Below are 12,648 nucleotides of genomic sequence, written 5' to 3'. Positions count from 1 at the left end.
CTTGGATGTGAGAAAAAGGCCGGTAGATGTACTGGCCTTTTTTGATGCTTTTGAGTTGAATAACTCAAGATCCAGATGAGCCGGCAAATCAACATGAAAAATGACGGTTTTCAGGGCGGAAAAACCGCATTTAGGCTTGACCTCAATGCGATAGTATAAGATTCTAGTTTGAGTTTTAATTCCTTGTTTTATTGTTATCTTTTAAAGCGGCAAATTCATGAGTATTTAGCGTTGAGTATAGTAACAACAAAAAAATAACCTATACGGAAGCTTTTTATGGTTCATATTCACTATGACTTTAGCCTGGTGGTAGGTTCAATTGCGGTTGCAATTCTGGCCAGTTATCTGGCTATTTCAACCCAGCAGTTCCTGCTCGGGGGAATCCGCCAGAAATCTGAAAAAGCCATGCTCTTGCTCAGTGGCCTATGCCTTGGCGTTGCTATTTGGGGCATGCATTTTGTCGGGATGCTGGCTTGCCAGTTACCAGCCAATTACGCGTTTAATCTGCCGCTAACCATTTTTTCTGGTGTTATTGCCTTTATTGCTTCCACCTTTGCCATCTGGCTGACCACCAAACCCACCCTGCCTTTTGCCCGTCTGATGATTGGGGCGGTGTTAATGGGACTCGGCATTTCCGGCATGCACTATACCGGTATGCTGGGCATGGTCGTAGAGAATCATCGGACCTATTATGATCCGCTACTGGTGGTGTTTTCGGTGCTCATTGCCATTAGTGGTTCCGGCCTGACCTTCTGGCTGGCGTTTCGTTTTAAAAATACCTTGCTTTACCATCGTCACTATAAGGTGATGATTGCCATTATGATGTCGCTGGCCATTGTCGGGATGCATTATACCGGCATGGCCTCGGTGTCTTACTATCCGATTGATACAGAACGTCTGGATGCGATCTATAAAACCGGTAATGGCATCTTGCTGTTTACCGTGATTTTTGTGACCAGTCTGGTGATGGTTGCCGCCTTTAGTGTGGCTGTGCTGGAGCAGCGTCTGGAAGAACGTAACCGCCAGCTGTCGCTGGTTAACCGTGAGCTGGCCAATCAGGCGGTGCAGGACAATCTGACCAAATTACCCAATCGTTTATATCTGGCTGAATATGCGCATTTGCTGTTTAGTGCCCAGCGCATCAATCAGCAGAATGTCGCGTTTTTATATATTGATCTGGACCGTTTTAAGGCGGTGAATGATGTATTTGGCCATCATGTTGGTGATCAGTTGCTGATTCAGCTGACCACGCGACTGCATCAGCAGCTGAAAGCACAGGAAAAATTATTAAGAATCGGCGGTGATGAATTCTTGCTGGTGCTGGAGCAGGCCACGGTTGAGGATGCGATTCAGGCGGCAGAAAATGTGCTGCACAGTGTACAGGACAGTTTCCTGATTGCCGGCAAGAGTATTAATATTTCGGCCAGTATTGGTATTGCTATGTACCCGGAGCACGGCAACAACCTGCAAGATGTACTGATGAATGCCGATGCCGCCATGCTGACTTCAAAATATCAGGGCCGTAACACCTATTCGGTGTTTAATTACAGCATTGACCAGCAGGAAACCAAAAGCCAGACCAAGCTGTTAAATGATTTATATAAAGCTGTCGATGAACAGCAGTTTATTCTGTTTTACCAGCCCAAATTTACCACCAGCACCCAGCAGATTTGTGGCGTTGAAGCATTAATTCGCTGGATGCATCCGGTGCATGGTCTGCTGACCCCGAATATGTTTATTAAAGGTGCGGAGAAGTCCGGCCTGATTATCCAGATGGGCTATTGGGCCCTCGAGCAGGCCTGCAAACAGATTCAGCAATGGGAACAGCAGGGACTGAACCTGTTTCCATTGGCAGTCAATCTGTCGGCGGTGCAGTTCGAGCATAAACATTTGTTTAGTACCTTGGAAACCTTATTCTGCCGTTATGCGATTGACCCGAGTCATCTCATGATTGAAATTACCGAAACCACTGCCATGCATCATGTGGAATCGAGTATTCGCAGTTTTAGGCGCTTAAGAGAAATGGGCGTGAAACTGGCGATTGATGATTTTGGCACGGGCCATTCCAGTTTCCTGTATTTAAAAGACCTGCCGGTGGATGAGCTGAAAATTGACCGCGCATTTATTAAAGACCTGTATCGCGATTCCAAAGAAGAAATGATTCTGGAAAGTATTATCCAGCTGGCGACCAAACTGGGATTGACGGTTACCGCAGAAGGGGTAGAAACGCCATTACAGGCCGAAATTCTGGCGCGTTTAGGTTGTCAGCAATTACAAGGCTATTTGCTGTCGATGCCGGTTGAGGTTGAGCGTTTGGAAGACTTGCCGCAAGTACAAAATGAAATTATCGGGTCTGATTAAGGTACTGTTTTTAGATAGCCAGATGTTTCAAAAATCACGGTCGATGGTGCAAGAAAAAATGGTTTGAAAATGGATGCCAGATGACATCCATTTACCCCACATATTAAAAACGATAACGAAGCGCGAGCTGTGCATTCAGTGGGTCGCCCATCATATTGGAATCGTTCCCCTCACCATGTCCTGAGACAAAATAATCACGGTCAAACAGGTTGTTCAGATTTAGTGTTACATCATACTGCGCGGTCTGATAACCCAGCGCGGCATTGAAAACCGCATAGACTGGCAAGACATTTTTATTGTCCGGCGCACTAAAGCGGGAGGACTCTGCCCGACCACCCACGGCAGCAAACCAGTGTTCATCCAGTTGATACTTTAACCAGAGATTGGCGCTGTTTTTGGGCGTTAATGCGGCCTGTTTGCCGGCCAGACCGATGGTCGATTTTTCAATTTTTCCATCCATATAGGCATAACCCGCCAACAGGGATAATTGATCGCTGAGCTGACCGGTCAAGGACACTTCAACGCCTTGCGTGCTTTGTTCCCCAGCCAGCATCGCCAGCGGCGGATTACTGTCCGGAATTTTATTTTGGATATTGCTCTGCGTCATTTCAAATACGGCCAGGGTCATATTCAGCCGATCATTGATGTCCCATTTGGTCCCGACTTCCAGGTTTCTGGTTTTGGTTAGTTTCAGGTCGGCACTGTTGCTATAAAACACGAATGAATCTGCAAGTGGCTGAAACGACTGATTATAGGCGGCATATAAGGATAAATTTTTGGTCGGTTGATAGACCACGCCCAGGCGAGGGGAGAGGGTCTGGTCATCGCGCTGGATGCTGCTGTTATTTTTCTGATCATGCCTGTATTGGGAAAGATGATCATAACGTACCCCGGCCAAAACCTTGAGCTGTTCATTCAGGCTGATCAGGTCTTGTACATAGACGGCATAATTTTCAAATTCGCTGGCGGTATTGACTCTTGGAGTGGCGGAGGTATCGACCGGTGCCCAGTGCGGCAAGACCGGATCATACAAATCGGTCGTGGCTTTTGACCCTAACCAGAATATTTCATCTTTGTGCTGCTGGCTGTATTCCGTGCCGATTAAGGTGTCGTGTTTGATTTGACCAGTATGAAAGACGCCAGATAATTCATTCTGCAAGAAGATGCCATCTTCATCGCGCATGCGTTTAATCTGGCTAAGCGTGATCTGATCTGCTGCTGGACTGGCGTTGCTGTATTCCCGGTCCAAGGCATAATTATAATGCCGGGCGACACCGCGATATTTCAGCTGATCATTGAACTGATGTTCTAGCGTAACCGTCTGGCTGGACACTTCAGTATCGACATTGCCTACATCTTTTGCGTTGGATGCGCCATAGAATGTTTTTGGGTTGGTACGTACCGGTTTACCGGTCAGCGGGTCCATGGGAAAGCCCTGATCGGCCAAACGGTCATCGTGCAAATAATCGGCTTGCAAGAGCAGAGTGGTTCGATCTGAAATATCCCATTGCACAGACGGTGCTACAGTTTCCCGGTTCACGAAACTCTGATTGCGATAGCCATCTGAGTGTTCAAGCGCACCGGTCAGACGGACTTTGAGCTGGTCATTGAGAGCATCGGCAAAATCAAGTTCGGCACGTTTTTGCCCCAGGCTGCTGCCGATCAGGCTGATTTCATGCAGTGCTTCATCCAGGGGTTTCTTATTGATCCGGTTGATCAGCAGGCCGCCTGCTGAACCCTGGCCATATAACACCGACCCGGGCCCTTTTAGCACTTCCACCCGTTCTACATTCGACAGATCACGATAATACAGCGCATCATCGCGTACCCCATCGACATACTGATCGGAAATAGCCGAAAAGCCGCGAATCATGACCTGATCACGCTGGCCATCTCCGACACTAAAACTTAAACCGGTCACATTCTGCAATGCGCCTTGCAGGGAGGTCGCATTCTGTTCTTTTAAGACTTGTTGCGGAACCACATTCACAATTTGAGGAATATCTTTCAGTTGTGCCATACCTTTGCTGGCGGTGGAGGCTTGTTCAACCTGGGTTTTTAGGCTAAGGCTTGCGCTGTCATCAAGCTGAGTGAAGACAGCAAAAAAAGAGAAGATTTCATAACATGCTCTGGATGGACCCCGAAAAAAGTGCATGCAGTGTGGGGAATAAACAGTCTGCTGTAAATGATATTGAATATCACTCTCTATTGATAATAATTATTATTTAATTGGCTTTAATGAGATATTTAAATCAAAAATATCCGCAGAGAGGATGCTGATTTTCCCTGATTTTTCCAAATGATAAAGAAATATGGGGAGTTCTGTTCTGCGGTGAAAAGCCTAAGTCTTTTAAAACTAAATAGATGGTGATTTTGAAAACTTTTATCGCAAAGTCGCGATCTCCAGATACTTTTATTTTCCACTTAAAATTTAAACCGATTCCGGCCCAAGTGCTCTAATGATTGTTGGCTGAAATCTGCTACAATTGCGCCAATTTTAAGTTATCCCTTCACGGCTTGGATTCACATGAAAATGTGTGTCGCAAACTGTGTATATATTGAAGATTTCCCTTATGTTTAAAGATCAACTCGCGAAAGAAGTCGCGGCGCGCAGGACCTTTGCGATTATTTCCCACCCCGATGCCGGTAAAACCACCATGACAGAAAAACTGCTGTTATGGGGGCAGGCGATTCAGGTGGCGGGAATGGTGAAAAGTCGTAAATCGGATCGGGCGGCGACCTCGGACTGGATGGAAATGGAAAAAGAGCGTGGGATTTCGATTACCACCTCGGTCATGCAGTTCCCGTATAAAGACAAGATGATCAACCTGCTCGATACCCCGGGGCACGAAGACTTCTCGGAAGATACCTACCGGACCTTAACCGCAGTAGACTCGGCACTTATGGTGATTGACGGGGCCAAAGGTGTCGAAGACCGGACCATCAAACTGATGGAGGTGTGTCGTATGCGTGACACGCCAATTATCTCTTTTGTCAACAAAATGGACCGTGAAATCCGTGAGCCTTTAGAGCTGCTGGATGAAATTGAAAACGTCCTGAAAATTAAATGTGTACCGATTACCTGGCCGCTGGGTACCGGGCGTGATTTTGCTGGCGTGTTTAACCTGCTGGAAGAAAAATTTTACGTCTATAAAGCCGGTTTTGGTTCGACTATTCCTGAAATTGAAGTGCGTGATGGCTATGACCATGCTGACCTGCGTGAAAAAGTCGGTGAACTGGCCTGGGCGGCATTTGAAGAATCTTTAGAACTGGTGCAAATGGCCAATGAACCGTTAGATCGTGCAGAGTTCCTGGCGGGTCGTCAAACCCCGGTACTGTTCGGAACCGCACTGGGTAACTTCGGGGTTGACCATGTCCTGAATGCTTTTAGCGACTATGCACCACCACCAAAAGCGCATCCGACTCAGGACCGTGTGGTCGAAGCGACTGAAGAAGGTTTCACGGGCTTTGTCTTTAAAATCCAAGCCAATATGGACCCGAAACACCGTGACCGGATTGCCTTTATGCGGATCTGCTCAGGCAAATATGAAAAAGGCCTGAAGATGAAGCATGTGCGTATTGGTAAAGACGTGCGTATTTCAGATGCTTTAACCTTCCTGGCCGGTGACCGTCAGCATCTGGAAGAAGCATGGCCGGGCGATATTATTGGTCTGCACAACCACGGTACCATCCAGATTGGTGATACCTTCACCTCAGGTGAAAACCTGCAGTTTACCGGTATTCCGCACTTCGCACCGGAAATGTTCCGCCGTGTACGTTTAAAAGATCCGCTAAAATCGAAGCAGCTGCAAAAAGGCTTAAAAGAGCTGTCGGAAGAAGGTGCGACCCAGGTATTTATGCCGCAAAACAGCAATGACCTGATCGTGGGTGCGGTCGGTGTGCTGCAGTTTGAAGTGGTAGCCTATCGTCTGAAAGAAGAATACAAGGTCGATTGTATTTACGAGCCGGTCAGCATTAACACGGTACGTTGGGTCTCTTGTGAAGATGAGAAGAAATTCAACGAGTTCAAGAAAAAAGCCCATGACCAGTTATCGGTTGATGGTGGCGGTCATCTGACCTATCTGGCGCCAAGCCGCGTCAACTTGCAGTTGATGCAGGAGCGTTATCCGGACATCGAGTTCCGTAACACCCGCGAACACTAAAGGGTTATCGCCGTTAAAACAGCTTCTTCGTGAAGCTGTTTTTCTAGGATGAGGAAAATTTCAGGAAGAGAGATCAACAATGCAAACAAAAATCAGTTTTATTGCTTGTGCCGTGCTGGCACTGTCTTTGGGTGGCTGCGACTCATCTTCCCAGAAAAACGAATCGGCTGAAGATGCACGTCCTGAAAAAAATATCTTCCAGCAGGAAAAGGCTGAGGTGCTGCCATTCCTGCAGATTAAGCAGCAGCCGGCAGAGATTGCTTTGCCATTTTGTGAAAAGAAAAACTGTATTGATCTGGATATTCAAACCATTCAGACACAGGATCCATGGCTGAACCAGTGGATTGCCAAAAGTCAGGCCAAGGTGATTCAGGACCAGATCGGGCTGAAACAGGACATGAGCCTGCAGCAGGCGGTGAATGCCTATGTGAAAAAATCTGATGCCTGGCAGGCCGAGTTTGCCAAAAATCCGGCCTATGAACTGGCGCTGTATACCCGGCTAGCCTATCAGCGCAACCAGTATGTGTTATTGCAGATTGGGGTGGATAGCCATCAGGAAACAGTAAAAGTCAAAGAGCGTTATTATTTTTTCGTGGCTGATCGTCAACAGCAGCAGGCTTTAACCGCACTGGATATTATTCAGCCCGAGCAGCAAACTGCGATGCATGCAATCGTGCAGCAGGCCTATCAGCAATGGCTGAAAGAACAAAGTGCAGAGGTGCAAAACACGGCACCGAAAACCTTATATTGGGGACAGGCCGACTGGTTCTTTGATCATGAAGGCATGGGGCTGCATTATCGCACTCATGAAATTGTGAAAGATGGAACGCAGCTTGATATTTACTTAACGAAAGCACAAACTCAACAAGTTGTAAAAGCTGAAATTTATTCGCGCATGTTTTAATAATCAGAACATCCGCTTTGAATCTGGGATGCACAAAAGGCAATAAAGGTTATTCAATGTTAAAGCAAAAAACAGCATGGGTGATGAGTGTCTTGGCCGTGTCCATGGCATTGACCGCATGTCAGCCCAAAAATAATGAACCGAAACAGGAACAGCAGGCGCAGGCTGCAGAAGTTGAACAGCAGGCGCTAAAACTGATTGGCGAGCCGGAAAAGCTGCAGCTGAACTTGCCGGAATGTGAAGGCAAGAACTGCCCCGAGCTTTCTGTTGAGCGCTTGCAGAGTAACCAGCCTTTTGTCGATGAGCAGATTGATCAGTACATTCTTAAAGAACTGAACCAGACCCTAGAAATTGCTCCGGCAGATAAACCTCTGAATGTTGAAGCACCAGCCTCTGCGGCAGAGCCAGCTTCCTCGGCACAGGCACTAACGCAAATTCCAACGCCAAAACAGAAACTGGAACAGCAGGTGCAGCCCTTTATTGCGGCCTTCTTAAGTCTGGATCAGGAAATCAAGGCGTTGAGTGCCAATCATCAGATTAGCCTGATGATTAAACCAAAAATTTTAAACTCGGAAGGGCCGCTGGCCACCGTGGTGGTAAATAGCAGCAGCTATCTGGGCGGCGCACATGGCGCTACCGCACAAACCTATTTTAATTTTGACCTGGAGCAGAAAAAGCAGGTCAAACTGGCTGACATCTTGCAGCCGCAGCAACGAGCTGCATTGGAAGCTGCCGCCTATGATGCCTTTAAACAATGGGTGGTAGACAGCAAATTGGCCAATAATGTTGCCGAGTACGAGCAGGCCTGGAAATTCAAGCTGTCGGATAATTTCTATCTGGGGCAGCAGGGCCTGATTCTGCAATATGCCGAATATGAAATTGGTCCGTATGTGGTCGGTTTGCCACGGCTGATGATTCCTTATGCAGAGCTGCAGCAGGTGCTGAAAAAACCATATTTACCGGTACCTGAAGCGCCAGCCAGCGAAGCCACTACAGCAGCTGCGTCCAGCGCTGACGCGAAAACCATCTAATGACACTGGCACTGTTTGATACCCATACCCACTTTGATGTGGCGGATTTTGATGCCGATCGGGAGCAACTGGCCTATCAGGCGAAGCAGGCGGGTGTCGAACAGCTGATTTTAATTGGCTTTGTGCAGTCGCGTTTTCAGCAGTTACTGAATACCCATCAATGGCTGAACCGTTTAAGCCAGGCGCCGCGAAGCCATCTGGCACCGGGATTACATCCGTTTTATATCGAGCAGCATCAGCCGCAACATCTGCTGGATGTAGAACAGTTATTGCGTAAACAGGACTGTGTTGCGGTTGGTGAAATTGGCCTGGATACCTTTTTAAAGCAGCATAAACAGCCCGAGCTGTATCAGAAACAGCAAAAGTATTTTACCGCCCAGCTGGAGCTGGCACACCAGTTTCAGCGTCCGGTATTGCTACATATTCGTAAATCCCATGCCGATGTGCTGGCGCTGCTAAAACAGCAGAATTTTAGCTATGGCGGAATTGCCCATGCCTTTAGTGGCGGTGTTGAAGAAGCCAAAGCCTTTATCAAACTGGGTTTTAAAATTGGCGTGACCGGACAAATTACCAATCCGAATGCCAAGAAATTGCATCGGGTGGTGCAGGAATTAGGCCCAGAACATCTGGTGCTTGAAACCGATTGTCCGGATATGACACCGCTGTGCTGCCAGTCCTCGACCGAGCAGCGCACCCGCAATACGCCGGCCAATTTGCCTTATGTACTTGAAGGACTGGCGCAAAGCCTGCAGATGGAGCAGACAGCACTGGCTGAGATGATCTGGCAGAATTCGTTACAGGCTTTACATCTGGCCTAAAATTTAAATCTCTCGCTGATGTTGCGCCGTGCAAAAATCCTCCAATCTCACACGCCATGTGAAAAAACCGTTAAAATAAGCCCTCCTGTATAAGATTTGATTGTGCAATGACTGAACTGCTCCAAGATGATGAATATGACCGCCGTTTTGCCGGTGTTGCCAAAATTTATGGTGAGGACAGCTTTCAGTATTATGCCAACAGTCATGTCATGGTGATTGGTATCGGCGGGGTCGGTTCCTGGGCGGTTGAAGCCTTGGCACGAACTGGTATTGGTGAGCTGACCCTGGTGGATATGGATGTGGTGGCCGCTTCCAACATCAACCGGCAATTACCGGCCATGAGCAGCACTTTGGGCCATGAAAAAATTGAAATTATGGCCGAGCGTTGCCGTGCTATTAATCCACGCATCAAGATCAACCTGATTGATGATTACCTGACCCCGGACAATGTCAAAGACCTGCTGGCGCATACGCCCGATGTGGTGCTGGACTGTATTGATGATGTCAAAGCCAAGCTGGCGCTGATGCTGTATTGCCGCTTTAATAAAGTGCCGCTGATTGTGTCCGGCGGTGCCGGCGGTAAACTCGATCCGCTGAAAATTCGTGTGGCTGATTTATCTAAAACCGAACAGGACCCGATGCTGGCCAAACTGCGTGCCCAGTTGCGTAGCAAAGGCATCTGTAAAAAGCCGAAAGAGAAGTTCGGGATTACCTGCATCTATTCAATTGATAATCCGTTTTCCAGTGCTGATGTCTGTGCCAGTGCCGGGCTGCGCTGTGGTGGCTATGGTTCGGCGGTAGTGGTTACTTCCAGTTTTGCGATGGTGGCCGTGGCCGAAGTTCTGAAAAAACTCGATCAGCTAAAAGCCAAACAGGCATAATCCGGTTACGATCTGATTCTAAAAAAAGCCCTCAATTGAGTAATGCCAGTCAGTTAAGAGATTGACTGGCTTTTTCTTGGGTATTTTTGAGGTTTTCCTTTTACAACCCTTGGATAACTCCTCACTCTTCTCTCAGGTATAACATACCGATTAGATTTCTCCATTAAACTTTCCAGATGTTTGGGTAGATTACCTGCAGAAGCCAAAGAGTCGAATCTGAGTAAATTAAGAAGGGCAATAGATGCAATATGAAAACTGATCCTCAACGGGCTTACTTTGGCACGTTGAGCCATATATTTCATTTGTCTTCTTAGAACATTATAAGCAATCAAGACACCCCATAATTCTTGATAAATTAAGTCTGGCTGTTTGCTCCTTAAGTGCTTACCTTCCTGTAAATTGCTTTTAATTTCTCGGTAACACATTTCAATTTCCCAACGCTGAGCATATAACTTTGCCAAGGCTATAAGTGGGTATGTCTTTGAATCTAATAATGAAGTAATGTAACGTCTGATTTTTCCTGCCTGCTCAACTTCAATTAAACGTGCTTCCCAGTAATCTCCTAATGCTGGATTAAGTTTTTTGGCTCTTGCTGATATTGGCATCCTGATATGAAAATCATGTGGGGAATTCCGTTTAATTATGTCATAACGTAAATTATCTTTAGCTCGCATAAGCCAATGGCTTGATTCTCCACGTGTTTGCCAGCCTATTAAAAAATCAGCAGAGAAATAAGCTCGATCAAACAAAGTAATACTTTGTGCTGGAGGAGATAATTGATTTGCTAATGTGAGTTCACCTTGATCCATACTGCCTATTTGGGCATCTATGATTTCATGAGTATTGGTATTCACTAGACACGTGGCTCTAACTTGTGGGTAAGGTGCTACAGCAGTTTTACTTTTAGATGAGCCAAAATGATTAAAATTCTCCTTGGTCAGTGGCATAGACCAAACCACCCCGTCAACAGCACATACACTAAGACCTTGAAAGGTTGAATATTGTTGTTGTGATTCATCAAACCATGCTTGGCTGATTAAGGAGAATAAGGCAGCTAAGGGTTCTCGACCTAAACGTTGTCGAGCTTGGACAGCTGCACTAGGAACACAATAATCTGTTGTACCAAACACGAGTTTTAATTGTTCTACCACATAGCTGATGGGTTGATTGCGAAACAAGGCAAGCCCAAGAACAAGCCAAACCACGTGCTCAGCAGGTAATTTTCTCCTTCTGATCGATGCCTTACCTGTTTGATGCAGGCTTGTTTCAATCCAATTTAAATCAATAAGTTCACAAAAATGGTTGAGTGATGGGAGAGCATGTTCAAGAGTGGATTCTAAATGTTCAGATAAAGACATAAAAAAATGAGCGTATTTACATACACTCATTTTTACTACATTTTACTAAAATTTGCTTAACTGACTGGCATTACTCAATTGAGGGCTTTTTGTTGATCTTTTAAGGCTGAACAGCGTGTTCCTGCAGATAGTTTTCAGTACGCTGCATCGCGGCCTGAATATTCTGAATGGCCACTTCCACATCTTTTAAGGTTTTGGCATTACCACCACTTAGCGCCTGACGCCATTTGCGTGCGCCCGGTAAGTTCTGGAACAGGCCCAGAATATGACGGGTGATAATCGACAGCGGTGCACCTTCAGCCACGCGCTGTGCGATATATGGCATCATCTGCTGCATAATCTCGAAACGGTCCGGGAGGGGCAGATTCCAGAAATGTCCCAGTTCGGCCAGTAAATACGGATTGTGATAGGCTTCGCGGCCAATCATCACCCCATCGACATGCTGTAAATGTGCCTGTGTTTCTGCCAGGGTTTTAATGCCGCCGTTAATTTCAATGATCAGCTCCGGGCGATCCTGCTTTAAACGGTAAACATCTTCATAGCGTAAAGGCGGCACTTCACGGTTTTCTTTGGGTGATAGGCCTTGTAACAGTGCAATCCGGGCATGCACGATAAAATTATTGCAGCCGGTTTTGGCAACGGTATCGACAAAATGCAGCATTTCTTCATACGAATGCATGTCATCAATCCCGATCCGGTGTTTAACCGTCACTGGAATATCCACCGCATGGCGCATTGCTGCGATACATTCTGCCACCAGATCAGGCTCGGCCATCAGGCAGGCGCCAATTTTATTGTTCTGCACGCGGTCGCTTGGGCAGCCGACATTCAGGTTAACTTCATCATAGCCCCAGTCTTGCGCCATTTTGCTACAGGTGGCCAGATCTTGAGGATTGGAGCCGCCGAGTTGCAGCACAATTGGATGTTCTTCCTGATTAAACTCCAGATGGCGTTTGGCATCGCCATGAATAATGGCGCCGGTGGTGACCATTTCTGTGTATAAAATCACGTTTGGATTAAACAGGCGCGCAAAGAAACGATAATCCCGGGTGGTCCAGTCCATCATCGGTGCGACACTGATTCGTGGAGATTTAGTGTTTTCAATGTTTTTGGTAATAGTCATTAAAAATCA

General features: G+C 46.8%; 8 protein-coding genes and 1 pseudogene. 6 read left to right on the top strand and 3 right to left on the bottom strand.

Features of this window, described 5'->3' with window-relative positions; all coding sequences use genetic code 11:
- The first annotated feature begins 276 nt into the window (after positions 1 to 276).
- Positions 277 to 2,361 (top strand): putative bifunctional diguanylate cyclase/phosphodiesterase, encoded by a 2,085-nt coding sequence (locus ACVLR6_RS12130; protein ID WP_163141193.1) that lies wholly within the window; start codon positions 277 to 279, stop codon positions 2,359 to 2,361.
- 103 nt (positions 2,362 to 2,464) lie between these two features.
- Here the strand turns inward: ACVLR6_RS12130 and ACVLR6_RS12125 are convergent.
- Positions 2,465 to 4,429, bottom strand: a pseudogene (locus ACVLR6_RS12125) (TonB-dependent receptor); the annotation flags it as partial.
- A gap of 505 nt (positions 4,430 to 4,934) precedes the next feature.
- Between ACVLR6_RS12125 and ACVLR6_RS12120 the strand changes: the two are divergent.
- The 5 genes from ACVLR6_RS12120 to ACVLR6_RS12100 all read left to right on the top strand — a co-directional run bounded on the left by ACVLR6_RS12120 (position 4,935) and on the right by ACVLR6_RS12100 (position 10,158).
- The gene (locus ACVLR6_RS12120) at positions 4,935 to 6,524 is read left to right on the top strand and encodes a peptide chain release factor 3 (RefSeq protein WP_455995321.1); all 1,590 of its coding nucleotides are present in this window, start codon (positions 4,935 to 4,937) and stop codon (positions 6,522 to 6,524) included.
- Between the two features lie 79 nt (positions 6,525 to 6,603).
- Positions 6,604 to 7,428, top strand: coding sequence for a hypothetical protein (locus ACVLR6_RS12115; RefSeq protein WP_045795892.1), 825 nt, complete (start codon positions 6,604 to 6,606; stop codon positions 7,426 to 7,428).
- 56 nt (positions 7,429 to 7,484) lie between these two features.
- Positions 7,485 to 8,459, top strand: a complete 975-nt coding sequence (locus ACVLR6_RS12110) for an RsiV family protein (RefSeq protein ID WP_163170405.1) — start codon at positions 7,485 to 7,487, stop codon at positions 8,457 to 8,459.
- Positions 8,459 to 9,277 carry a TatD family hydrolase gene (locus tag ACVLR6_RS12105; RefSeq protein WP_455995319.1) on the top strand — a complete coding sequence of 273 codons (819 nt, stop codon included), beginning with the start codon at positions 8,459 to 8,461 and terminating at the stop codon, positions 9,275 to 9,277. The genes ACVLR6_RS12110 and ACVLR6_RS12105 overlap by 1 nt, the downstream gene beginning before the upstream one ends.
- Positions 9,278 to 9,384: 107 nt before the next feature.
- Positions 9,385 to 10,158: a tRNA threonylcarbamoyladenosine dehydratase gene (locus ACVLR6_RS12100; RefSeq protein ID WP_005180122.1), complete on the top strand. Its 774-nt coding sequence runs from the start codon at positions 9,385 to 9,387 to the stop codon at positions 10,156 to 10,158.
- A gap of 53 nt (positions 10,159 to 10,211) precedes the next feature.
- On the opposite strand, the gene ACVLR6_RS12095 is transcribed toward ACVLR6_RS12100, so the two are convergent.
- Together ACVLR6_RS12095 and dusA are read right to left on the bottom strand one after the other, a co-directional pair.
- Entirely contained in the window at positions 10,212 to 11,516 is a 1,305-nt protein-coding gene (locus tag ACVLR6_RS12095) for an IS4 family transposase (RefSeq protein WP_455995231.1), read from the bottom strand.
- A gap of 100 nt (positions 11,517 to 11,616) precedes the next feature.
- Positions 11,617 to 12,639, bottom strand: coding sequence for a tRNA dihydrouridine(20/20a) synthase DusA (gene dusA, locus ACVLR6_RS12090; RefSeq protein WP_455995317.1), 1,023 nt, complete (start codon positions 12,637 to 12,639; stop codon positions 11,617 to 11,619).
- Positions 12,640 to 12,648 lie beyond the last annotated feature (9 nt).

This window comes from Acinetobacter sp. T63 (genome assembly GCF_053852345.1).
This window is presented reverse-complemented; position numbering and strand designations above follow the sequence as displayed.